The sequence below is a fragment of the Microbacterium sp. NPDC019599 genome (assembly GCF_040632175.1).
In the GTDB taxonomy this organism is placed as follows: domain Bacteria; phylum Actinomycetota; class Actinomycetes; order Actinomycetales; family Microbacteriaceae; genus Microbacterium.
Window position 1 is genome coordinate 391,537 of record NZ_JBEYBL010000002.1, and the last position, 23,455, is coordinate 414,991.

A 23,455-nucleotide genomic window follows, 5' to 3' on the forward strand; every position below is an offset into this window, starting at 1 on the left:
CGCCCAGAGAGACCACGGCACCGCCTGGGATAATCGGAGCATGCCCCGCCGCACCGACGCCTACCGCGGTCTCGCCCAGCCGAGCCGCCTGAGCGTCATGCACGAACTCCTCGCGCGCCCGGGGCAATCCCTGGCGGAGCTGGCCGAGGCGACCGGACTGCACGAGAACACACTGAGGGACCACCTCCGCGTCCTCGAGACCGAAGGCTTCGTCGTGCGGGTCACTGAGCATCGCGGCACGCGGGGGCGCCCGCGCGACCTGTTCGAGCCCGCCGGACCCGAGAACCCCATCGCGGCCAAGCGCATCGAGGACGCGAAGCGGCACGGCGACCTCATGCGCAGCGTCTTGCTGCACGAGGACGCGGATGCGACGGAGGAGGTCGTCGCGCATCAGCTCGACGCCCTCTACGAGCACCTCGACGACGTCGGCCTCGAACCCCGGATCGACGAGGACGCCCTCACGGTCAAGCTCGCTCCGTGCGCCTTCCACGACCTCGTCGCCGACCGCCTGCCCATCCTGTGTCACGTGCACGAGGAGCTCGTCCGCGGCGTGCTCAGCCAGGCCGGCGGTCCGCTCGAAGTCGGACGCCTCCTCCCCCTCGTGACGCCGCACGAGTGCCGGCTCCTCCTCCAGCGGCGGGATGCCGCGCCGCTGGGTGATGCGACGGCGCAAGGCGAGGCGACGCCGGACGCAGCATCCCTCGACGTCTGAACCCACGCCGCACCGAGCCTGAACGCGGCGCTCGAAGCGTCTGACGGGCGGTTCGGCGGGGATCTCCGCCGCGCGCTGGGCGCGGCATCCGCCGTCGTCCGAGGCCCCGCGCCGCGGAGCTGAATATCCACGGCATACGGGCCATCGCCGCGCTCGAGAGAGGGCTTCAATGAGGGCACGGCCCACGGCGGCCGCCCACCCGAGGAGGCGCGATGTCCGCGATCACCACCCCAGCCACCCTCGACCTGTCGCGATGGGATCCCGAGAACGAGGACACGTGGGACTCGCGCCTCGCGTGGCGGACGCTGACCATCACGACGTACTCGCTGCTCCTCGGATTCGCGACCTGGTACCTGGTGAGCGCGATCGCGCCGCGGCTCACGGCGATCGGCTTCGACCTCGACACGGCGCAGCTGTACTGGCTCGCCGCGATCCCGGGGCTCGCGGGCGGCCTGCTGCGCTTCGCCTACATGTTCCTGCCGCCCATCGTCGGCACTCGGGCCCTCGTCGGCTGGAGCTCGCTCCTGCTCGCGCTGCCCATGCTCGGGTGGACCCTCGCCGTGCGCGACACGTCGACGCCGTACTGGATGCTGCTCGCGCTCGCCTTCTCGGCGGGCATCGGCGGCGGCGTCTTCTCGGGCTACATGCCCTCGACGAGCTACTTCTTCCCGAAGCGCCTGCAGGGTACGGCGCTCGGGCTGCAGGCCGGCATCGGCAACTTCGGCATCGGGCTCGTCCAGGTGCTCGTGCCGTGGGTCATCGGATTCGGCCTCTTCGGCACGTGGTTCCTCGACCCGCAGACGACGACCGGCGGCGCCAACATGTGGCTGCACAACGGCGGCCTCGTGCTGATCCCGTGGGCGGTGCTCGCCTCGATCCTCGGGTTCGTGTTCCTCAAGCGCGTGCCCGTGAAGGCGAACTTCCGGGAGCAGCTGGACATCTTCCGCCTGAAGCACACGTGGATCATGACCGCGATCTACATGATGACGTTCGGCGCCTACGCGGGCCTCGCCGCGCAGATGGGTCTCATGATCGTGAACATCTACGGCGGCTTCGAGAACGCGCCCGACCCGCTCGCCTACGCCTGGATCGGGCCCGCCGTGGGCGCCGCCGTGCGGGCCGCCGCGGGACCCCTGTGCGATCGGTTCGGCGGGGCGCCGTTCACGCTCATCTCGGGCATCGGCATGACCGCCGGCACGATCGTCGCCCTCTTCTTCCTCACCCCGACCGAGGTCGGCGAGTTCTGGGGCTTCCTCGCGGGTATGATCACGATCTTCGTGTTCGCCGGCTTCGGCAACGCCGGGACGTTCAAGCAGATGCCCATGATCTTCCCCAAGCGCCAGGCCGGCGGGGTCGTCGGCTTCACGGCAGCCGTAGCGGCATTCGGCCCGTTCATCGTCGGCATGGCCCTGTCGGCCGTGAGCCCCACGGTCTTCTTCGTGATCTGCGCGGCCTGGTGCGTCTTCTGCACGGGGCTGACATGGTGGTTCTACGCACGTTCCGGCGCCGAGGCGAAGAGCTGACCGCCGTGACGGCGCACCGCTGAAGTCCGATTTCGACGATGAAGGACATGCAGTCATGACCCCAGACACGCGAGCGATCCACCCCGCGACAGACGGGCCGCTCACCGATTCGCTGCTCAGCATGGGCCGCTTCCTCCGCCGCGGCGAGGTGTCGCCCGACCTCCGCGCCCTCTTCCTCGAGGGCGGCCGGCAGGGCGACGTCTTCTACCGCGACCGCTGGTCTCACGACAAAGTCGTGCGGTCCACGCACGGCGTCAACTGCACCGGCTCGTGCTCGTGGAAGGTGTACGTCAAGGACGGCATCATCACGTGGGAGACGCAGCAGACGGACTACCCCTCCGTCGGGCCGGATTCCCCCGAGTACGAGCCGCGCGGGTGCCCGCGCGGCGCCGCCTTCAGCTGGTACACGTACTCGCCGACGCGCGTGCGGTATCCGTACATCCGGGATGCTCTCGCCGAGCGCTACCGCGCGGCCAAAGCCGTCCACCCGAACCCCGTGGACGCGTGGGAGTCCATCGCCCTGGACCCCGAGGCATCCCGTGCCTACAAGAGCGCGCGCGGCAAGGGCGGACTCATCCGCACGACGTGGGACGAGGCGCTCGAGATCGCCGCCGCGGCGCACGTCTACACCGTCAAGAAGTACGGACCCGACCGGGTCGCGGGCTTCTCGCCGATCCCGGCGATGTCGATGGTGTCGCACGGCGCCGGCGCGCGGTTCCTGAACCTCCTCGGCGGCACGATCCTGTCGTTCTACGACTGGTACGCAGACCTGCCCGTCGCGAGCCCGCAGGTGTTCGGAGACCAGACCGACGTCCCCGAGTCGGCGGACTGGTGGAACGCCGGTTACCTCATCATGTGGGGCTCGAACGTGCCCGTCACGCGCACGCCCGACGCGCACTTCATGGCCGAGGCCCGGTATCGCGGGCAGAAGGTCGTGACGGTCTCGCCGGACTACACCGACAACACGAAGTTCGCCGACGAGTGGGTCGCACCCCACCCCGGGACGGATGCCGCGCTCGCGCTCGCGATGGGCCACGTCATCCTCCGCGAGCACTTCGTCGCCACGCGCACGGCGCGCTTCGAGGACTACATGCGCCGGTTCACCGACGCGCCGTATCTCGTGACGCTCGAGCGCAACGGCGACCGCCTCGTGCCGGGCAAGTTCCTGACGGCGAGCGATCTGGGCGGGACGGATGCCGCAGCACCGCGCGCCGACTTCAAGACGGTGCTGCTCGACCAGGACGGGACGCCCGTCGTCCCGAACGGATCGCTCGGGCACCGCTTCACGGCAGAGGACGAAGGGAGGTGGAACCTCGATCTCGGGGATGTCGTGCCGCCGCTCTCGCTCGCGGACATCGGCGACGGCGACACGGCATCCGCCCAAGTCGCGCTCCCGCGCTTCGACGTCGCGCCGCAGGAGGGCGACGAGCACGCCGGCGGATCGGGCGTCGTCGTGCGCGGCGTGCCGGTGCGCACGGTCGCGGGGCGCACCGTCACGACGGTGTTCGACCTGCTGCTCGCGCAGTACGGCGTCGGCCGCCCGGGTCTTCCCGGCGCGTGGCCCGCGGACTACGACGACCCGTCGACGCCGGGGACGCCCGCGTGGCAGGAGGAGATCACGTCGGTGCCCGCCGTCCAGGCGATCCGGATCGCGCGCGAGTTCGCCGACAACGCCGACCGCTCGGGCGGCCGCTCCATGATCCTGATGGGCGCCGGCACCAACCACTGGTTCCACTCCGACACGATCTACCGCACGTTCCTCGCGCTCACGACGATGACGGGATGCCAGGGCGTCAACGGCGGCGGCTGGGCCCACTACGTCGGGCAGGAGAAGGTCCGGCCCATCACCGGCTACTCGCAGTACGCGACCGCCGGCGACTGGAACCGGCCGCCGCGGCAGATGATCGGCACGGCCTTCTGGTACCTCGCGACCGACCAGTGGCGCTACGACGGGCTGCCCGCCGACAAGCTCGCCTCTCCCCTCGCGCGCGGCGCATTCGCCGACCGGACGACGGCCGACTGCCTCGTCGAATCCGTCAAGCGGGGATGGATGCCGAGCTACCCGACCTTCTCGCGCAGCTCGCTCGACCTGTGCGACGAGGCGGATGCTGCGGGCAAGGAGCCCGCACAGCACGTCGTGGACTCGCTTCAGGACGGATCGCTGCACTACGCGTGCGAAGACCCCGACGCGCCGGTCAACTTCCCGCGCATCGTGACGGTGTGGCGCGCGAACATCCTCGGTTCCTCGGGCAAGGGCAACGAGTACTTCCTGAAGCACCTGCTCGGCACCGACTCGGCGATCCGCGCCTCGGAGACTCCGGAGGGCTCGCGCCCCCGCGACATCGTGTGGCGCGACGACGCCCCTGCCGGCAAGCTCGACCTGCTCATGACGGCGGACTTCCGGATGACGTCCACGACCCTGTTCAGCGACCTCGTCTTCCCCGCCGCGACGTGGTACGAGAAGCACGATCTGTCCTCGACCGACATGCACCCGTTCCTGCACTCGTTCAACCCGGCGATCAACCCGCCGTGGCAGACGAAGACGGACTACGACCTGTTCCGCGAGCTCGCGGAGCGCTTCAGCGAGCTGTGCGAGGGGCACCTGGGCGTCCGGCGCGACGTCGTGGCGTCTCCGCTGCAGCACGACACCCCTGATGTCATGGCCTACGCGCACGGCGCGGTTCCGGACGATCCGTCGCTCGTCCCCGGCGTGACGATGGCCAAGCTCATCGTCGTCGAGCGCGACTACCCGGCGCTCGCCGACCGGTGGAAGTCGCTCGGCCCGCTCACCGAGAAGCTCGGCATGACCACCAAGGCGATCACCTACCACCCCGACGAGGAGATCCGCCGGCTCGAGCACGTCAACGGCGTCGTCGCGGGCGGTCCCATGGCGGGGCGGGTGCGGCTCGACTCCGACAAGCGCGTGTGCGAGCTGATCCTCGCCTTCTCGGGCACGAGCAACGGGCGTCTCGCGGTACAGGGATTCCGCGCGCTGGAGAAGCGCACGGGACAACGCATCGCGCACCTCGCCGAGGACCACGAGGGCTCGCACATCACGTTCGCCGACGTCCAGGTGCAGCCGCGCGCCGTCATCACCTCCCCCGAGTGGTCGGGCTCGGAGCACGGCGGGCGCCGCTACACGGCGTTCGCGATCAACGTCGAGCACTTGAAGCCCTGGCACACCCTCACGGGCCGCCAGCACTTCTACCTCGACCACGATTGGATGGAAGAGCTCGGCGAGAACCTGCCGACCTTCCGCCCGCCGCTGGACATGCACCGGCTGTTCGACTCACCCGAGGTCGGCGCGACGCGCCGCGTCGCGGGCCCCGGAGCGCCCGGCCAGACCGAGGTCGCGGTGCGCTACCTCACGCCGCACTCGAAGTGGTCGATCCACTCCGAGTACCAGGACAACCTCTTCATGCTGTCGCTCTCGCGCGGCGGCCCCACGATCTGGATGAGCCCGCAGGATGCCGCGAAGGCCGGCATCCGCGACAACGACTGGATCGAGTCCTACAACCGCAACGGCGTCGTCGTCGCCCGCGCGATCGTGTCGCACCGGATGCCGGAGGGCACGGTGTACATGTACCACGCGAAGGACCGCACGGTGGACGTGCCGATCGCCGAGACGAGCGGTCAGCGCGGCGGCATCCACAACTCCCTGACGCGCATCCTCCTCAAGCCCAGTCATCTCATCGGCGGCTACGCACAGCTCGCGTGGGCGTTCAACTATCTGGGCCCGACGGGGAACCAGCGCGACGAGATCACCGTCATCCGCCGCCGCAGCCAGGAGGTCGAGTACTGATGAAGGTCATGGCTCAGATGTCGATGGTCATGAACCTCGACAAGTGCATCGGATGCCACACCTGCTCCGTCACGTGCAAGCAGGCGTGGACGAACCGCACCGGCGTCGAGTACGTGTGGTTCAACAACGTCGAGACCCGTCCCGGCGTCGGCTATCCGCGGGGGTACGAGGACCAGGAGAAGTGGGGCGGCGGCTGGGTGCGCACGAAGCGCGGCCGCCTGAAGCTGCGCAGCGGCGGCCGGTTCGCCAAGCTCGCGAGCATCTTCTCCAACCCGAAGCTGCCCGAGATCCACGACTACTACGAGCCGTGGACGTACGACTACGACATGCTGCTCAACGCCCCGCGCGGGGCCAATGTGCCGGTCGCGAAGCCGAAGAGCCTCCTGACCGGCAAGGACATGAAGATCTCGTGGTCGGCGAACTGGGATGACGACCTCGGCGGGTCGCTCGAGACGATGCAGGACGACCCGATCCTGCAGAAGATGAGCGAGAAGGTCGAGGCCGAGTTCTCGAAGGCCTTCATGTTCTACCTCCCGCGCATCTGCGAGCACTGCCTCAATCCGTCCTGCGTCGCCTCGTGCCCCTCCGGCGCGATGTACAAGCGCGCCGAGGACGGCATCGTCCTGGTCGACCAGGACCAGTGCCGCGGCTGGCGCATGTGCGTCTCGGGCTGCCCGTACAAGAAGGTCTACTTCAACCACAAGACCGGCAAGGCCGAGAAGTGCACGATGTGCTACCCCCGCATCGAGGTCGGCCTTCCCACGGTGTGCTCCGAGACCTGTGTCGGGCGGCTGCGCTACCTCGGGCTCGTCCTCTACGACGCCGACGGTGTGGCCGAGGCCGCGAGCGTCGAGGACGAGAAGGCGCTCCTCGCCGCGCAGCGGCGCGTCCTGCTCGACCCGCACGACCCCGCCGTCGTCGAGCAGGCCCGGCGTGACGGCATCCCGGAGGACTGGATCGAGGCGGCGCAGCGCAGCCCGATCTGGCGGCTCATCCAGGAGTACGAGGTCGCCCTGCCGCTGCACCCCGAGTACCGGACGATGCCCATGGTCTGGTACATCCCGCCGCTCTCGCCCGTCGTCGACGTCGTGTCGGAGTCGGGCAACGACGGTGAGGACGCGCCGACGCTCTTCGCAGCGATCGACAAGCTGCGCATCCCGATCGGGTACCTCGCGGAGCTCTTCAGCGCGGGCGACACCGGCCCGGTCGACCACTCCCTGCGCCGCCTGGCCGCGATGCGCTCGTACATGCGGGGTCTCAACCTCGACGGCGAGCGCGACGAGCGGATCGCGCGGGCGGTCGGGATGACGGGCGAGTCCGTCGAGGCGATGTACCGGCTGCTCGCGATCGCGAAGTACGAGGAGCGCTACGTCATCCCGACGGCGCACTCCGAGCGCGCGCACGAACTGGAGGAGATGGCCTGCTCCCTCGACTACGAGGGCGGGCCTGGAATGGGGGGCGCGGGACCGCTCGGTCTTTCGAGCGGTCCGAGCGTCCCGGTCGCGGTCGAGAACTTCCACGTGCTCGCCGACCGCCAGACGGCCGACCGGCCCTCGACGCCGGGGCGCGTGAACCTGCTCAACTGGGACGGCAACGGCACTCCGGACGGCATGTTCCCGCCTGCGCAGCAGGGTGAGATCCGCACGACGAGCAAGGGCCGCCGCGCGGCGGAGGAGGAGCGATGAGCGCCCTCCTGCCCCGCGTCACCCCGCGGCGCGCGCTTCCCGTCGAGCTCGAGTCGCTCGACCTCGACCCGGCGCGGCGCGCACGCGTCCACATGATCGCGTCGCTGCTGCTCGACTACCCCGACGAGGCGTGGTTCGCTCGGCTCGCCCGCGTGCGCGGCGGGCTGGACGGACTTCCCGCGCCGATCGCCGAGCCGCTCGCGCAGTTCGCGGATGCCGCGACCGAGGCGGGCCTGACCGAATGGCAGCGACGGTACGTGCTCACCTTCGACCTCAAGCGCAAGTGCAGCCTGTACCTCAGCTACTACGCGACGGGCGACACCCGTAAGCGGGGCACGGCGCTCGTGACGTTCCTCGAGGCGTACCGCGCCGCGGGCTGGGAGTTCGACGCGCAGGAGCTGCCGGACTACCTGCCGGTAGCCCTCGAGTTCTCAGCCCTCAGCGATTCGCCCATCGCCGAGGCGCTCATCGCGTCGCACCGCGACGGCATCGAGGTGCTCCGCGCGGCCCTCGAGTCGATGGACAGCCCGTGGGCGGCCGTCGTCCGAGCCGTGACGCTCTCGCTTCCGCCAATCGACGACGAGACGCGCGAGCGCTTCGTCCGGCTCATCACCGAGGGACCGCCCGCCGAGACGGTCGGCCTCAGCTTCCTCGGATCGCTTCCGCCCTTCCAGCCCGTCTCGCAGCGAGGAGAGCAGCCGTGAACGCCATGGACGTCATCCTGTGGGTCGCCATCCCGTACGCCGCCATCGCGGTGTTCATCGTCGGCCACGTGTGGCGCTACCGCTACGACAAGTTCGGCTGGACCACGAGGTCGAGCCAGACCTACGAGAGCCGGCTGCTGCGGTGGGGCTCGCCGATGTTCCACATCGGCATCCTCATGGTCATCGCGGGCCACGCCGTGGGCCTCCTCATCCCCCGCGAGTGGCTGTACGCGATCGGCATCTCGGAGGAGATGTACCACTTCGGAGCGACCTTCCTCGGGACGGCGGCGGCCGTGCTGACGCTCGCTGGCCTCGCGATCCTCGTCTACCGGCGAAGGACGGTCGGCCCCGTGTTCCTCGCGACGACCGTGATGGACAAGGTCATGTACGTCTTCCTCGGCGTCACACTGCTGTTCGGGACGCTCGCGACGGTCGTGTACCAGGTCTTCGGCGGCGGGTTCCACTACCGCGAGACGATCTCACCCTGGATCCGCAGCATCCTGTTCTTCCAGCCCCAGCCGGAGCTCATGGTCGACGTGCCGCTCCTCTTCCAGATCCATGTCCTGTCGGCGTTCGCGCTCTTCGCGCTGTGGCCCTTCACACGCCTCGTGCACGTGTTCTCGGCTCCGCTCGGCTACCTCACGCGGCCGTACATCGTGTACCGCTCGCGCGATGCGCACCGCGGCGCTCGCCCGCCTCGCCGCGGCTGGGATCCGGTCAGCGCTCCCGACCCGCAGCGGCTGCGCCGGCCCTGAGGCCAGGCCGGAGCCACCCGCAATGGGGCGGGCTCGAGACCTCGGGGCGGACCTGCACCGCCCCGAGGTCCTCCTCATGACGATCGCACAAGTGTCGGAGTGGCGAACATGCGGGCATGCCCTGCCCCGCACAGCTCGTCCACCCGAAGCGACCCCGAGCCGCCCAGGCGACCCGGTGGCAGCTCACTCGACGCGGAAGAGGCCGCGTGCGCCCTTCTCCGCGTCGCTCATGCGATGCGTGACGAACGGGTACGAGCCCGGCTCCGGGAACGTCAGCTCGACGAACCCGCCCTGGGCGGGCTGCAGCGCCATCGCCTGCGAACCGCCTGGGTCGCCCGCCTGCAGGACGTACGAGCCCTCGACGTAGACGGTGTCGAACTGGCCGCCGACGACGTGGAAGGACGACGGCGCGTTCGGTCCCGCGTCGAGCACCCACACCCGTACCCGCTCCCCCGCCGCCGCACTGAGCGGGCGATGGACGTACTGGTCGGCATAGCCGTTGAACGCGACGAGGTCCGGAGTGCCGGCAGCGATCTTGTCGGCATCCGCCGTCGCGCCCGCGGCGCCGAGATACAGCTCGCCCTGCACGAGGACGTACTCGCGGTCGACGGGTGCCAGGTCGGGCGGGTCGATGATGACGGCGCCATGCATGCCGTTGGCGATGTGCATCGACATCGGCATCGTCGAGCAGTGGTACATCCAGATCCCGGCCTGCGTCGCCGTGAATGCGTAGGTGAGCGTCTCGCCCGGCTGGATCGTCCGCATCGGTCCGTCGGGTGCGAGTGCGCCGGCGTGGAAGTCGATCGAGTGGCCGATCGTGCCGTCGTTGACGAGCGTGATCTCGAACCGGTCTCCGACCCTGCCGCGGAGCACGGGGCCCGGCGCTCTCCCGCCGAAGGTCCAGCGCGCCTGCGACACGCCGGGAGCGACATCCGTCACGATCTCCTCGACGTTCAGCGTCACGCGGTGGACGGTCTCGTCCGAGGCCGGGACCAGGGCGGCCGGCCATGCCGCGAAGCTGCTTGCGGGCTCGCGCTGCAGGTCGACGTCGGCTGCGGCGCCGGCTGACCCGGCATCGTGCTCGTGCCCGGCCGCGTGGGAATCGTCGACGGCAGGGGCCCCCGTCACCTCGACCGTGAGCTCCATGCCCATCTGGCGATGGCCCGCGATGGAGCACCATCCCTGGAAGTCGGCGCCGACGAGCCCGACATCGATCTTCTCGGACGCGCCCGGCGCCAGGCGCCCGGTCCGCACCCCGTTGGCGAAGGTCAGGTCGTGGACGTCCGTCCCGGTGTTCTCGAACGTGACGACGAGCCGGTCGCCGTACGGTACCTCGATGACGGCGGGGTCGAACCGCATGCCGTCGACGCGTACCGTGACCGCGGTCGTCTCCCCTGTCGCGACGACCCCCTGAGACGGGGCGACGGTCGAGATCCCGGCCGCCGCCGGGTCGACGGCCACGCCCGCGCCGACGCACAGGGCGAGCAGGCCGAGCGCCGCGACGACAGCTCCTGGCCGCCGCCGCGGCGGTGAGGGCGGGGCGGGGAGCGGCATCCCGATCGTCACGCGTCCGGAGCGGTCGGGGTGCGGTCCCTCCGCACGCCGGATGCGGCGACCGACGACGAGCGCCCGCACGGCGAGCACGACGAAGGTCACGACGAGCCCCGCGACGACGAAGGACAGCAGCACGCGGGCGAGCGACGGCATCGGGGCGAGGTACAGGAGGATCGCACCGTTGAACGCCGCGACCCGGAACGCCGCGCCGCGGTCGAGGACTTCGGAGCCGGCCTTGGCCGCTGCGGGGCTGCCGAGCGCCACGACGGGGAGCAGGTGGCTGAGCGCCCCGGTCAGCACCTGCACGACGAACCCGACGACGAGCGGGCCCAGCACGACGAGGTACTCGACGCGCAGGGTCGCCCAGTCGGGCACGACGAGCGACTGGATGCCGAGGGCCGCGGCCGCCGCGACGACCCAGGCGAATCCCGCGGCGAGGCTCCAGCCGGCGTAGGTCGCGGGCGGCATCGCTCGGGCCTCTCGCCATCCCTCCACCGCGAGCCGCCCGGCTCCCGCGATCCACAGGGCCATGCCGAGCGCGACGAGCGGGCGGAGGTCGACGATCGGTCCCGTGGCCGCCACGACGAGACCTGCCACGAGGACCGGGAGGGCATGGCGGGCGGCAGCATCCGCCGTCCTGGGCATGCGCGCGTGCAGGATCGTGGGCCACAGGAGGACGAGCGTGCCGAGCACCGTCAGCCCGATCCACCCGTAGGCGTTGAGGATGAGGTGCGTCGTCACCAGGCGATCGGCCAGTACGGGGCGGATCGCCGTCACGACTCCCGCCGCGATGCCGAGGAAGAACACTGCGGCCGCCGCGACGTAGTAGCGCACGAGCGGCGCGAACCGCGCGGGAAGCGCCGTGCGGGTCTGCAGCCCCAGGATGATGCCGTGCGCGACGACGGCGGCGGCGACGACACCGCCGCCGATCGCGACGAGCGGGATGGTCGCGGTGAGCATTCCTGCCATGACCACGCCGGCTCCGAGCGTGTGAAGGGCGAGCCGCGTGCCGAGACCTGCACGCCCGCCCGGCGCCGAGCGGCGCAGGAGCGTGTCGGCGAAATGCTGCGACCAGATGAGGATCGCGGCGGTCGCGGCCCCCAGCAGCGGGACGTGCACGAGCAGCCACAGCGGCTGATCGACGAATCGGTGGACGCCGACCGCGACGAGGGCGAGCACGATCCAGGCGAGGACGATCGAGTTGGTCAGGAGGTACCAGTCGCGCCGCGACAGGGCGGCCCGGCGTGGGGGCGCAGCATCCACTCCCCCACGCTAGGAATCGCGCGCGGTGCGCCGTCCTCGGAAGGCCGTGGATATTCGCCGGATGCTGTCCTCCGGCCCGCAGCTCAGGATCAGCCCGGGTCCGGCCGAGCGCCCGCCGCCGCCTCGGCCGTCGCCGTGATGCGGTTCGCCATGCCGCGGAAGATGAAGCCGTGGAAGGGCAGCACCGCGAGCCAGTAGAGGTGGCCGGAGAGACCCTTGGGGAAGAAGACCGCCCGCTGGTCGTAGCGCGACCCGTCGCCGTCCGCGCGCGACCGCAGCTCGAGCCAGGCGCGTCCGGGCACCTTCATCTCGGCGCGCAGGCGCAGCAGACTCCCCGGCTCGATCGCCTCGACGCGCCAGAAGTCCAGCGCGTCGCCGACCTCCAGCCGTGTCCGGCTGCGACGTCCGCGGGCGAGGCCCACGCCGCCGACCAGCTTGTCCGCCCATCCTCGCAGCGCCCAGAGGAACGGCTGCGAGTACCAGCCGTTGACCCCGCCGATGCCGACGATGACCTGCCACAGGCGCTCGGGCGAGGCCGTGGTGCGCGCCGTCCGCTCGTCCGTGAAGACGGTGCGCCCCGCCCACTCCGGGTCGCTCGGGAGGGGGTCGCTGGGAACGCCCAGCACTTCGGAATCGAGCCAGCTCGTCTCGACGAGGTCGTCCCGCTCGCGGCCGAGCGCGAGGGCGACCGCCGTCCGATACGGCGTCAGCCCGCCCTCGGGCGGCGGGATGAGCGCGTCCACGTCGCGATCCTTGACGACGCAGTCGTTCTGCAGCGACTCGACGAGCGGTCGCGCGATCGACCGTGGGATCGGGGTCACGAGATTCACCCAATGCGATGCGAGCCGTGGCGTCAGGACCGGCAGGGCTGCGATGGGGCGCTGCGGAAGACCCGCCTCGAGCGCATAGCCGTTCATCATCTGCCCGTACCGCAGCACGTCCGGTCCCCCGATGTCGACCGCGCGGTTGACGTCGGCAGGAACCCGCGCCGCGCCCAGGAGGTAATGGAGCACATCGCGCACGGCGATCGGCTGGATGCGGTTGCGCACCCACTTCGGTGCGGGCATGTACGGCAGCACGTCCGTCAAGTGCCGCACCATCTCGAACGACGCCGAGCCCGACCCGATGACGACGCCCGCCTGCAGCACGAGGGTCGGCACGCCGGACGCGAGCAGGACCTCGCCCACCTCGACCCGCGAGCGGAGGTGCGGCGACAGGTCGGCGTCGTCGGGATGCAGCCCGCCGAGGTACACGATCCGCGACACAGCGGCCGCGGCGGCCGCCTCCGCCGTCGTCCGCACCGCGCGGCGATCGGCCTCTTCGAACCCTCGACCCGCGGCCATGGAATGCACGAGGTAGTACAGCACGTCCACGTCGCGCACGGCTTCGGCGACGGCTGCGGCATCCCCCGCCTCTCCGACGACGGTCTCGACACGCGGAGCCCACTCGAATGTCGCGACGCGGTGGCGATCGCGCGCCAGCACCCGCACCCGGTAGCCCGCCGCGAGCAGGCGCGGCACGAGGCGTCCGCCGATGTAGCCCGTCGCGCCGAGCACGAGCGCGCGCGGCGGCTCGCCGTCGTGGCGAGGCTGCGCCCGCAGTGCGGGCTCCCGGCCCGTCGGCGTCGAGTGATCTGTCATCATCCGAAGCTAGGGCGGGACGGATGCCGTCACCAGGGCTTGCGCCCGGGCCCCAGGCGTGCCACCCGCCCGACCCCGACCCGAGGTCTCGCGAAACGAGGACATCTCGCGAGCCGAGGACGTTCAGCGCGGCGACATCCTCGTCCCGCGATTTCTCCTCGCCCGGCGAGAGCGTGCTCGACGATCCCTATTCCCGGTGCTCGAGCCGCACGACGACCGACTTCGAGGTCGGCGTGCCGCTCACGTCCGCGACGGAGTCGAGCGGCACGAGGACGTTCGTCTCGGGGTAGTACGCCGCAGCGTTGCCGCGCGGGGTTCGGTAGGCGACGACGCGGAACTCTTCGGCCCGGCGCTCCTGCACGACGCCGTCGGGTCCCGTCCACTCCGACACGAGGTCGACGATCTCGTCCTCGGCGAACCCGAGCGCCTGGATGTCCTTCGCGTTGACGAGCACCACCCGGCGCCCGCCGCGGATGCCGCGGTAGCGGTCGTCCTTGCCGTAGATCGTGGTGTTGTACTGGTCGTGAGAGCGCAGCGTCTGCAGCAGCAGCCGGCCGCGCGGGATGCGGGGGTACTCGAGCACGTTGACGGTGAACCGCGCCCTGCCGTCGACGGTCGCGAAGGTGCGCGCGTCGCGGGGTCCGTTCGGCAGGAACAGCGTGCCGCCCTTGTCGATCCGCTTCTCGTAGTCGTCGAAGCCCGGTACGACGTTCTGGATGTGCGCGCGGATGAGCGCGTAGTCCGCCTCCAGCGCCGCCCAGTCCGCCTGGGGGACGTTGAGGGGATGCTCCGGCGCGGGAACCTGCGGCGTCGCCGTCTCCTCCCGCGGCGAGCGCTCGACCTGCGCGCGGTCGATCGCCTCGAGATCCCGGATGCCGGTGCCCACGGCGACCGGCCTCACCGACCCGTCGACAGACTCGGGGACCGTTCCGAACACGAGCGCGCAGAGTCGTGCGACAATCGCGACTTCGCTCAGCAGCTCCTCCGACGGTGGCGCGAGGCGGCCGCGCGACGAGTGGACGGCTCCCATCGAGTCCTCGACCGAGACGCGCTGCTCCTTGCCGCCGCGCGAGTCGCGGTCGGTGCGGCCGAGCGTCGGCAGGATGATCGCGCGCGTCCCGGCGACGACGTGCGAGCGGTTGAGCTTCGTCGAGACCTGCACCGTGAGGTCGACGTTGCGCATCGCCGCCTCGACGACTTCCGTGTCGGGCGTCGCCGAGACGAAGTTGCCGCCCATGCCCATGAAGAACCGCACCGAGCCATCGCGCATGGCACGGATCGCCTGGACCGTGTCGTAGCCGTGCTCGCGCGGCGCCTGGAACGCGAACTCGCGGTCGAGCGCGTCGAGGAACCTCACCGACGGCTTCTCGTAGATGCCGACCGTGCGGTCGCCCTGCACGTTGGAGTGACCGCGGACGGGGCACAGGCCCGCTCCGCGCCGGCCGATGTTGCCCTGCAGCAGCAGAGCGTTGACGACGTCTCTCAGCATCGCGACGGAGTGCTTGTGCTGCGTGAGCCCCATCGCCCAGCACACGATGGTCGCCTTCGAGGTGCGCACCGCCTCCCCGACGCGGCGCAGCGTCTTCTCGGGCACGCCCGTCGCCGCGACCAGCTCGGACCAGGAGGTCTGCGCGATCGCCTGACTGTACGCCTCGAAGCCGCTCGTGTGCTCGGCGATGAAGGCGTGGTCGAGCACACCGCCGTCGCGCGACTCGACCTCGAGCAGGTGCTTGCCGATCGCCTGGAACAGCGCCTGATCGCCGCCGAGGCGGATCTGCACGAACTGGTCGGCGAGCTTCGTGCCGCCGAACGCGACGCCGCGCACCGTCTGCGGATTCTCGAACCTCATGAGTCCGGCCTCGGGCAGCGGGTTCACCGCGATGATCGTCGCGCCGTTGCGCTTCGCCTTCTCGAGCGCCGACAGCATCCGCGGATGATTCGTGCCCGGATTCTGGCCCGCCACGATCAGCAGGTCGGCCTCGTGGACGTCCTCGATCGACACGGTGCCCTTGCCGATGCCGATCGTCTCGGTCAGCGCCGACCCGGACGACTCGTGGCACATATTCGAGCAGTCCGGCAGATTGTTCGTGCCGAGCCCGCGGACGAGCAGCTGATAGAGGAACGCCGCCTCGTTCGACGTGCGACCGGACGTGTAGAAGACCGCCTCGTCGGGATCGTCGAGCGCCCTCAAGGCCGACGCGATCTCGCCGAGCGCGTCATCCCACGAGATCGGGCGGTAGTGCGCGGCGCCCTCGTCGAGGATCATCGGCTCGGTCAGGCGCCCCTGCTGGCCCAGCCACCAGTCGTCGTGCAGCTGCAGCTCGGCGAGCGAGTGCGCCGCGAAGAAGTCCGCCCCGACCCGCCGGAGCGTCGCCTCCTCGGCGACGGCCTTCGCGCCGTTCTCGCAGAACTCCGCGATGTGGCGCTTGTCCTCTTCGGGCCATGCGCACCCGGGGCAGTCGAAGCCGTCCTTCTGATTGACGCGCAGGAGCGTCTGGATGCTGCGCCCCACGCCCATCTGGTCGTTCGCGATCTGCAGCGCGTGCAGGACCGCGGGCACCCCGACCGCCACCTTCTTCGTCCCCGAGTGGCGGACCTTCGACTCGTCGATGTCGACGGTCGGTGCGCGCTTGGCCATGATGCTTCCTCGCGTGGGCGTGGCCGGAGGACGGATGCCTCGGCCTCTCCCCATGCTAGGTCTGGGTCACGCGGCGTGCTCCGAAATCGTCGGTGGGCGTGACACCGGATCAGGACAGACAGTCGGAATCAGGATGCGCCGGCCCACAGCATCCTGATTCCGCGTGCATCTCCTGATCCGGCGCGAGGCTCACCGCCGGCCGGTGCCGAAGACTCCCCGGATGACGCTGTTCAGGATCGTCTGCGTCGACCGCGAGTTCAGGATCGACTCGATGGGCGACTTCTCGGCCCGCCGCGTCGTCCGCGACGTGCCCGACGTCCTCTTCAGCAGCCGGTCGTACTCCGCTTGCGCCTTCTTCTCGGCGGCGGCCTGCGCCTTCTCGATCGCGGCCTGCTGCTTGGCGTACTCGGCATCCGCCTTCGCCTTCGCCAGCGCCGCGTCCTCGGCGGCGGCCGCTTCGGCCGCAGCGTTCATCTTCGCCGTGAGGATCTCGCGCGCCGACTCGCGATCGACCGGCGTCCCGTACTTGGGAAGGAGAGCGGATGCCGCCACCGCCGCGTCGATCTGCGCCTCGGGTGTCGGCGACATGAGCCCCTGCGGCGCGCGCAGGCGCGTCCACGCGACGGGCGTGGGCGCGCCCTTCTCGCTCATCACGGTGACGATGGCCTCGCCCGTGCCGAGCTCCTGCAGCGTCCGTTCGAGGTCGTAGCCCGACTTCGGGTAGGTGCCGACCGTCGCGCGCAGAGCCTTCGCGTCGTCGGGGGTGAAAGCGCGCAGTGCGTGCTGCACGCGCGAGCCCAGCTGCGCGAGCACGTCACCCGGCACGTCCTTCGGCGTCTGCGTCACGAAGAAGACGCCGACGCCCTTGGAGCGGATGAGCCGCACCGTCTGCACGATCGCGGCCGTGAAGTCCTTCGACGCCTCCTTGAAGAGCAGGTGCGCCTCGTCGAAGAAGAACACGAGCTTGGGCTTGTCGAGGTCGCCGACCTCTGGCAGCAGCTCGAACAGCTCCGCGAGCAGGTACATGAGGAACGTCGAGAAGAGCGCCGGCTTGTCGGCCACGCCCGGGACCTCGAGCAGCGAGATGACGCCCCGTCCGTCCGCCGCCGTCCGCAGGAACTCGGCGACCTCGAACTCGGGCTCGCCGAAGAAGACGTCCGCGCCCTCGTCGGCGAACGTGATGAGCTCGCGCAGGATGACGCCTGCCGTCGCCGCCGACAGCCCGCCGAGGTTCTTGAGCTCGGCCTTGCCCTCGTCGCTCGTGAGATAGGTCAGCACGGCGCGCAGGTCGGAGAGATCGACCAGCGCGAGCCCGTTCTCGTCGGCGTAGTGGAAGACGAGACCGAGGCTCGACTCCTGCGTCTCGTTGAGCCCCAGGACCTTGCTCAGCAGCAGCGGACCGAACCCGCTCACCGTCGCACGCACCGGCACGCCCTTGCCGATGCCGCCGAGTGCGAAGTACTCGGTGACCGAGGCCTCGGGCTTCCAGTCCTGTCCGATCGCCTGCGTGCGGGCGAGCAGCTTCTCGCTCGGTTCGCCGGGCGTCGCGACGCCCGAGAGGTCGCCCTTGATGTCGGCCGCGAAGACCGGGACGCCTTTGGCCGCGAGCTGCTCCGCCAGGCCCTGCAGCGTCCGCGTCTTCCCGGTGCCGGTCGCCCCCGCGACGAGACCGTGGCGGTTCATCATGGCGAGTGGAATCCTGATCTGGCTGCTCGATATGGGGTTCGTGTTCAGGAGGGCCCCGAGATCGAGGGATGGGCCTTCGAATCCGTACGCTTGCGTGATTCGTTGAACTTCGTCTGCAGTCAGAGGGCCCTCTTGGCTCTCGGGGATGGTCGATGCGGGAATTCGGACCTGCGTCGCGGATGCTTGGGACGGCGCTCCCGCGGGCCCTGAGGTCGCGGGGGTCGAGGCCGACTCGGAGGTCTCCGGTGTGGGGCTGCCGGGCCCCGGCCCGTCGGTTGACGGCGTGGCGGCGCCCGGGGACGAGTCGTCGGTGGCGGGTGAGGTGGCGGGGGTGGTCGCGCGGGAGCGGGCGGCGGCCGCCTCGGCGGCGGCCAGAGCGGCGCGGGCCTGGGCGAGCTTGAGCTGGGCCTCGGCCGCTTCCGCCTCGGCGCGCAGTCGGGCGAGCTCGGCTTCGGCGGCGGTCACAGCGGGATCGGAGGAAGCGGCGTCGCTCATGCGCACAGCCTAGCGACGGCCCTCACCGCGGGTTCGAGGCATCCAGTGCCGGATCCGGGCGATGGTGCCGAGCGTGTTCGCGGGCGATCAGGACGGCGAATCCCGCGCCCAGTGCGAGCGAGACGCCCGAGCCGACCAGAGCGCCGCCGAACGTATCGCTGAGCCAATGCGCGTGCAGGTACGTGCGGCTGAACGCCATGAGCAGCACCCACCCGGCCCCCACGAGAGCGACCCAGAGCCTCGGGAAGATGATGGCGAACGCCACAGCCACCGTCGCGGCGTTGGCGACGTGCCCCGACGGATAGGATCCGACGTCGGTCAGCACGATGATCTCGTCCGGCCGAGCGCGTCCGAAGATGTGCTTCATGAGCTGCACGACGAGGGCACCGGCGAGCGAGGCCGACACGAAGTACAGCGCCGACCAGGGCCGTCGCAGCACGATGAGGACGACGGCCGTGAGGATGGGCACGGCGAAGACGCCGAACCACCCCCCGCCGAGGAAGTTCATCGTGTACGACACGATCAGCAGGAACGGCGACGCCGTCGCCTGCGCGAGCGTCTCGTTCCACCACGCGTCGATCACGAACGGGGGCTCGCCCTTGACCGTGATCCAGACGCCGAGCGCGAAGGAGGCCGCGATGAGCACGACCCCGACGAGCAGCATCCGGATGCGAAGCCGGGTCGCGGAATCCGCCGCCCCCGGCTCGACGTCTCGTTCTGCCATCGCCCCATTCTGCTGGACATCGGCCGCCAGGGCGCGCCCTTGACAAGTGGCTCCGCGATCTGGGCCGGGAGAGGATGGGAGCATGCCCGTCGCCGTCGACGTCCTGCGCTCCGTCATCGCGCCGCTCACACGGACGCGTGTGTTCCGGCGCTTCCTCGGTCCGCGCGTGCTGCCGCTCGTCGAGCGCGCCCTCGCCCGGCTCACGGGCGGTCGTGTCCAGCTGAGCGCCCTCCTCGTCCCGTCGCTCGTGCTGCACACGATCGGCGCGAAGTCCGGCGAGCCGCGCGACGTGCCCCTCATGTACACGCCCGACGGCCAGGGACGCGCGATCGTCGCAGGCACGAACTTCGCGGGCTCGAGGCATCCCGCGTGGACGGCGAATCTGCTGGCGCATCCGGATGCCGCGATCACCGTCCGCGGGCGGCGCTGGACCGTCCACGCGACGATGATCCCCGACGCCGAACGCGACGCCGCGTGGGCGCGCATCGAGCACCAGTGGCCCGGCTACCGTGGCTACGAGCGCGAGTCGGGGCGCACCGTGCGGCTCTTCCGCCTGCAGCCCGTCCGGAGAGAGGTCCCATGAGCATCGTCGACATCGTGCGCGAGCTCGTCGCGCCGATCACGCGGACGGGGTGGTTCAGGACCTTCGCGACGACCGCGCTGCCGCCGTTCGAGCGCTTCCTCGCCCGGATCACCAAGGGGCACTTCCAGCTGACGGCCTTCATCGTCCCGTCGCTCATGCTGCACACGATCGGAGCGAAGTCGGGCGAGCCGCGCGATGCGCCCCTCATGTACACGGCGGACGGCAAGGGGCGCGCACTCGTCGCGGGGACGAACTGGGCGGGAGCGAAGCATCCCGCCTGGACGGTCAATCTGCTCGCACACCCGGACGTCGAGATCACGGTGCGCGGGCGGCGCATGCCCGTCCGTGCGACGCTCGTCCCCGACGAGGAGCGCGACGCCGCGTGGGCGATCATGGAGGCGCAGTGGCCGGACTACCGGCAGTACGAGCGCGACTCGGGCCGGACGGCGCGGATCTTCGTGCTCCAGCCGGTCCGCCGGGCGGACGGTCCCGGCTCCCGCTGACGCGGCGTCAGGGCGCGAGCTGCTCGACGGTCCTCGGCCGCACGACCAGCCACAGCGACAGCACCGCGATCACGGCGCACGCGACCATCACCGAGGCCATCGTCGTCGCCGTGATGCCGGCATCCCGCGCCAGCCACCCGACGATGGGCGAGATGAGCCCGGCCACGCCGAAGTTCGTGAACCCGATGATCGACTGCGCCGTGCCCGCCGCCTTGCCGTGGCGGTCGAGGGCGAGCACCTGCACGCACGGGAACGTGAATCCGCACGCCGTCATGAAGACGAACAGCGGCGCGATCGTGCCCCAGAGCCCGAAGCCCAGCTGGTCGAACACGATGATGGCGGATGCCGCCACCACGAGCACCGCCGTCGACCAGGCCATGACCCACTGCGGGCCGAAGCGTGCGGCCAGACGCGACGCCGCCTGCACGCCCAGGACGACGCCGAGCGAGTTGGCGGCGAACAGGAGGCCGTACTGCTGCGGGTCGAAGCCGTAGTCGAGCTGGAAGAGGAAGGACGACGACGACAGGTAGGAGAACAGCCCGCTGAACGTCATGCCGCCGATGATGAGCACGCCGATGAAGACGCGGTCGCTCAGGACGCTGCGGTACCGCTGCCACACGGTCGTCGAGCCCTTCTCGTGGCGGCGGGCGGGCGGCAGCGTCTCGGGCAGGAACACGGTCGCCGAGACGAGCATGACGGCGCCGTAGACGGCGAGCACGACGAAGACCCCGCGCCACGGCATGACGAGCAGCAGCGCCGAGCCGACGAGCGGAGCGAGCACGGGCGCGACGCCCGAGACGAGCGCGAGCCTGGAGAGCATGACGACGAGCCGGCGTCCGCCGAAGAGGTCTCGCACGATCGCGGCCGCGACGACACCGCCGGCGGCGGCGCCGGCGCCCTGCAGGACGCGGGCGATCGACAGCAGCTCGAGTGTCGGGGCGAGCGCTGCGCCGACGCTCGCGAGGACGTGCAGCGCCGTGACGGACAGCAGCGGGACGCGGCGCCCCACCTTGTCGGAGAGCGGGCCGACGATGAGCTGGCCCAGTCCGAAGCCGATCATCGTGCCCGTCAGCGTGAGCTGGATCGCCGCCGCGGTCGTGTTGAAATCCGCCTCGAGGACCGGGAAGGCCGGCAGGTAGAGGTCGATCGTGAACGGCCCGAGCGCCGTCAGGGCACCCAGCAGGACGATGTAGAGGACCCTGCGACGGTGCGGGATCGAGTCGCCCGGGTGCAGCATGATCGGCGCGGTCGCCGGATCGGGCCCGAGGGTCCGGATGGCACCGGTCGCCGATCCGGGCACGCGGATGCTGCCGGTCGCGGTCCGCGGGGACGGCGCGGTCGCTGCCTGAGGGTCGGTGTCGGGCTGCTGCGTCGGGATGGAGGCGGTGTCGAGCAAGGCGGAATTCACTTCGGTGACGATGGGGCGGGAGGGCGGACGCGTCGACACCGGCGAGCGGCTCGGGCGCAGGAGCGCAGCGTGGACTGCGAGGGTGCGGCGTTGCGGAGGTGCGGCGAAGCAGAAGAACCGAGTCGGTCTGGGCGAACGTGGCCGGAGACCGCGGTCGAATCGATTCGGGCTCCAGGATACCGGATCCGGCCACCTCGCCGGGAGACCCCATGGACATCTCGATCTGGGCGAGATGAGCGGACTGGGCTCATGTGTAGTTCCCAGGCCCGGTCCCATGCGCTCGAATAAGCTTGAGGCAATTCCTGCACAGCAGCCCGACGGCATCCCGCGGGCGCCCCGAGCCGAGATCGACGAATGACCCCGACATCACAGCGCCCCGACGAACAGCGTACGAGCGGCAACCCAGCGACCCAGGCGAAGATCAACCAGACCGTCAAGCAGCAGCGCGAGCAGAAGCGGCAGGAGAAGCTGGCCGAGTACCAGCGGCAGCTCGCCAAGCGCAAGCGCGGCAAGATCGTCTGGTGGACCGTCGGCTCGGCTGCCGCCGTCCTCGTGATCGCCGCGATCGTGGCGTCGATCGTCTTCGCCCCGGCTCCTCCGGCGTCCTACGACGCGGGCGGCACGGGCGCAGAGATCGAGGGCGTCGCGACCTACCAGAACGAGACGAGGCACGTCGAGGGAACCGTCGAGTACGAGCAGAGCCCGCCGGCGGGAGGCCCGCACAACCAGGTGTGGCTCAACTGCGGCGTGTACGACCAGCCCGTCCCCAACGAGAATGCCGTCCACTCGATGGAGCACGGCGCGGTGTGGGTGACCTACGACCCCGAGGCGCTCTCGGCAGACGAACTTGCGACGCTGAAGACCTACCTCCCCTCGAGCTACGTCATCCTGTCGCCCTACGAAGGCCTCGACGTCCCCGTCATCCTCTCCAACTGGAACCATCAGCTGAAGCTCGACTCGGTGGACGACCCGCGCATCTCGGAGTTCTTCGAGGAGTACTGGCGCAGCCAGGACGTCCCCGAGCCGACCGCCCTGTGCTCGGGCGCCCTCGACGCGCCGGGCAAGGTCTCCTGATCGGGATGACGGACGCCGAAGCGCCGTCGGCGGAGCGGACAGCATCCGGTCCCACCCGTCCCGCGTGGTGGGTGTACGCGCTCATCGCCGTCGGCATCGGGGCGCTCGCCTTCGCGATCGGCCGGTTCTCGACCTTCGGCTCGGTGCCGACGGCGGCGGGACCGAACGCCGCCGACATCGGATTCGCGCGCGACATGCAGGTGCACCACACGCAGGCGATCGAGATGGCGATGGAGATCTATCGCAAGACCGAGGACGACGATGTGCAGCGCATGGCCTACGACATCGCGACGAGTCAGGCCGGTCAGCGCGGCGAGATGTTCGACTGGCTCGTGCAGTGGGGTCTCCCCCAGTCGAGCACCGACCCGCTCATGGCGTGGATGACGGATGCCTCGGGCCACGGCGGCGGTCACGGCGCGACGTCCGAGAGTATGACCGACGAAGAGCTGCGGGCGGCCATGGGCATGGCGTCGGCGGACGAGATCGCGCAGCTGCAGGCGGCGACCGGGACCGAGGCCGACTGCCTGTACCTCGCGCTCATGATCCGGCATCACGAGGGAGCGATCCCGATGGCCGAGGCCGTCATCGAACTGGGGTCGGTCCCGCGCGTCCTCGCCGTCGCGGAAGGCATCAAGGCGGGTCAGACGGCAGAGATCGACGCCATGCGCTCGGTGCAGGCGCGCCTGGGCTGCACCGGCTGACTCCG

General features: G+C 70.5%; 16 protein-coding genes. 10 read left to right on the forward strand and 6 right to left on the reverse strand.

The window, feature by feature from the left end; translation table 11 throughout:
- Positions 1–40 precede the first annotated feature (40 nt).
- From ABZ477_RS05240 to narI, 6 genes are all read left to right on the forward strand, one after another.
- Positions 41–712: a helix-turn-helix domain-containing protein gene (locus tag ABZ477_RS05240; protein ID WP_360128930.1), complete on the forward strand. Its 672-nt coding sequence runs from the start codon at positions 41–43 to the stop codon at positions 710–712.
- Positions 713–924: 212 nt separating this feature from the next.
- Positions 925–2,235 carry an MFS transporter gene (locus tag ABZ477_RS05245; RefSeq protein WP_360128933.1) on the forward strand — a complete coding sequence of 437 codons (1,311 nt, stop codon included), beginning with the start codon at positions 925–927 and terminating at the stop codon, positions 2,233–2,235.
- A gap of 55 nt (positions 2,236–2,290) precedes the next feature.
- Complete coding sequence (locus ABZ477_RS05250) at positions 2,291–6,037, forward strand: nitrate reductase subunit alpha (protein ID WP_360128936.1); 3,747 nt, start codon at positions 2,291–2,293, stop codon at positions 6,035–6,037.
- Positions 6,037–7,722 carry a nitrate reductase subunit beta gene (gene narH / locus ABZ477_RS05255; protein ID WP_360128939.1) on the forward strand — a complete coding sequence of 562 codons (1,686 nt, stop codon included), beginning with the start codon at positions 6,037–6,039 and terminating at the stop codon, positions 7,720–7,722. Before ABZ477_RS05250 ends, narH begins: the two co-directional genes overlap by 1 nt.
- Positions 7,719–8,426: a nitrate reductase molybdenum cofactor assembly chaperone gene (gene narJ, locus ABZ477_RS05260; RefSeq protein ID WP_360128942.1), complete on the forward strand. Its 708-nt coding sequence runs from the start codon at positions 7,719–7,721 to the stop codon at positions 8,424–8,426. The genes narH and narJ overlap by 4 nt, the downstream gene beginning before the upstream one ends.
- Positions 8,427–8,431: 5 nt before the next feature.
- Positions 8,432–9,181 carry a respiratory nitrate reductase subunit gamma gene (gene narI / locus ABZ477_RS05265; protein ID WP_360129820.1) on the forward strand — a complete coding sequence of 250 codons (750 nt, stop codon included), beginning with the start codon at positions 8,432–8,434 and terminating at the stop codon, positions 9,179–9,181.
- A gap of 183 nt (positions 9,182–9,364) precedes the next feature.
- On the opposite strand, the gene ABZ477_RS05270 is transcribed toward narI, so the two are convergent.
- From ABZ477_RS05270 to ABZ477_RS05290, 5 genes are all read right to left on the reverse strand, one after another.
- Entirely contained in the window at positions 9,365–11,998 is a 2,634-nt protein-coding gene (locus ABZ477_RS05270) for a multicopper oxidase domain-containing protein (protein ID WP_360128945.1), read from the reverse strand.
- Between the two features lie 89 nt (positions 11,999–12,087).
- The gene (locus tag ABZ477_RS05275; RefSeq protein WP_360128947.1) at positions 12,088–13,638 is read right to left on the reverse strand and encodes an SDR family oxidoreductase; all 1,551 of its coding nucleotides are present in this window, start codon (positions 13,636–13,638) and stop codon (positions 12,088–12,090) included.
- A gap of 187 nt (positions 13,639–13,825) precedes the next feature.
- Complete coding sequence (locus ABZ477_RS05280) at positions 13,826–16,276, reverse strand: FdhF/YdeP family oxidoreductase (protein WP_360128950.1); 2,451 nt, start codon at positions 16,274–16,276, stop codon at positions 13,826–13,828.
- Positions 16,277–16,465: 189 nt separating this feature from the next.
- Positions 16,466–18,457, reverse strand: coding sequence for a helicase HerA-like domain-containing protein (locus tag ABZ477_RS05285; protein WP_360128953.1), 1,992 nt, complete (start codon positions 18,455–18,457; stop codon positions 16,466–16,468).
- A 22-nt stretch (positions 18,458–18,479) separates the two neighbouring features.
- Positions 18,480–19,181 (reverse strand): phosphatase PAP2 family protein, encoded by a 702-nt coding sequence (locus ABZ477_RS05290; RefSeq protein WP_360128956.1) that lies wholly within the window; start codon positions 19,179–19,181, stop codon positions 18,480–18,482.
- 82 nt (positions 19,182–19,263) lie between these two features.
- Here ABZ477_RS05290 and ABZ477_RS05295 point away from each other — a divergent pair, with 82 nt between their 5' ends.
- Together ABZ477_RS05295 and ABZ477_RS05300 are read left to right on the forward strand one after the other, a co-directional pair.
- Positions 19,264–19,764: a nitroreductase family deazaflavin-dependent oxidoreductase gene (locus tag ABZ477_RS05295; RefSeq protein ID WP_360128959.1), complete on the forward strand. Its 501-nt coding sequence runs from the start codon at positions 19,264–19,266 to the stop codon at positions 19,762–19,764.
- On the forward strand, positions 19,761–20,267 hold the full coding sequence (locus tag ABZ477_RS05300; protein ID WP_360128962.1) for a nitroreductase family deazaflavin-dependent oxidoreductase: 507 nt from the start codon (positions 19,761–19,763) through the stop codon (positions 20,265–20,267). Before ABZ477_RS05295 ends, ABZ477_RS05300 begins: the two co-directional genes overlap by 4 nt.
- A 7-nt stretch (positions 20,268–20,274) precedes the next feature.
- On the opposite strand, the gene ABZ477_RS05305 is transcribed toward ABZ477_RS05300, so the two are convergent.
- The gene (locus ABZ477_RS05305; RefSeq protein ID WP_360129823.1) at positions 20,275–21,504 is read right to left on the reverse strand and encodes a multidrug effflux MFS transporter; all 1,230 of its coding nucleotides are present in this window, start codon (positions 21,502–21,504) and stop codon (positions 20,275–20,277) included.
- A gap of 525 nt (positions 21,505–22,029) precedes the next feature.
- On the opposite strand from ABZ477_RS05305, the gene ABZ477_RS05310 reads away from it, so the two are divergent.
- Both ABZ477_RS05310 and ABZ477_RS05315 read left to right on the forward strand, forming a co-directional pair.
- On the forward strand, positions 22,030–22,749 hold the full coding sequence (locus tag ABZ477_RS05310) for a DUF3105 domain-containing protein (RefSeq protein ID WP_360128965.1): 720 nt from the start codon (positions 22,030–22,032) through the stop codon (positions 22,747–22,749).
- Positions 22,750–22,754: 5 nt separating this feature from the next.
- Positions 22,755–23,450 carry a DUF305 domain-containing protein gene (locus ABZ477_RS05315; RefSeq protein ID WP_360128968.1) on the forward strand — a complete coding sequence of 232 codons (696 nt, stop codon included), beginning with the start codon at positions 22,755–22,757 and terminating at the stop codon, positions 23,448–23,450.
- The last annotated feature ends 5 nt before the right edge of the window (positions 23,451–23,455 follow it).

Coding starts and splice junctions, on each gene's coding strand:
- ABZ477_RS05290 (WP_360128956.1), bottom strand. CDS start 19,181: ATGGCAGAACGAGACGTCGAGCCGGGGGCGGCGGATTCCGCGACCCGG.
- narI (WP_360129820.1), top strand. CDS start 8,432: ATGGACGTCATCCTGTGGGTCGCCATCCCGTACGCCGCCATCGCGGTG.
- ABZ477_RS05245 (WP_360128933.1), top strand. CDS start 925: ATGTCCGCGATCACCACCCCAGCCACCCTCGACCTGTCGCGATGGGAT.
- ABZ477_RS05300 (WP_360128962.1), top strand. CDS start 19,761: ATGAGCATCGTCGACATCGTGCGCGAGCTCGTCGCGCCGATCACGCGG.
- narH (WP_360128939.1), top strand. CDS start 6,037: ATGAAGGTCATGGCTCAGATGTCGATGGTCATGAACCTCGACAAGTGC.
- ABZ477_RS05310 (WP_360128965.1), top strand. CDS start 22,030: ATGACCCCGACATCACAGCGCCCCGACGAACAGCGTACGAGCGGCAAC.
- ABZ477_RS05280 (WP_360128950.1), bottom strand. CDS start 16,276: ATGGCCAAGCGCGCACCGACCGTCGACATCGACGAGTCGAAGGTCCGC.
- ABZ477_RS05275 (WP_360128947.1), bottom strand. CDS start 13,638: ATGACAGATCACTCGACGCCGACGGGCCGGGAGCCCGCACTGCGGGCG.
- ABZ477_RS05250 (WP_360128936.1), top strand. CDS start 2,291: ATGACCCCAGACACGCGAGCGATCCACCCCGCGACAGACGGGCCGCTC.
- ABZ477_RS05305 (WP_360129823.1), bottom strand. CDS start 21,504: ATGCTGCACCCGGGCGACTCGATCCCGCACCGTCGCAGGGTCCTCTAC.
- ABZ477_RS05285 (WP_360128953.1), bottom strand. CDS start 18,457: ATGAGCGACGCCGCTTCCTCCGATCCCGCTGTGACCGCCGCCGAAGCC.
- ABZ477_RS05295 (WP_360128959.1), top strand. CDS start 19,264: ATGCCCGTCGCCGTCGACGTCCTGCGCTCCGTCATCGCGCCGCTCACA.
- ABZ477_RS05240 (WP_360128930.1), top strand. CDS start 41: ATGCCCCGCCGCACCGACGCCTACCGCGGTCTCGCCCAGCCGAGCCGC.
- ABZ477_RS05315 (WP_360128968.1), top strand. CDS start 22,755: ATGACGGACGCCGAAGCGCCGTCGGCGGAGCGGACAGCATCCGGTCCC.
- narJ (WP_360128942.1), top strand. CDS start 7,719: ATGAGCGCCCTCCTGCCCCGCGTCACCCCGCGGCGCGCGCTTCCCGTC.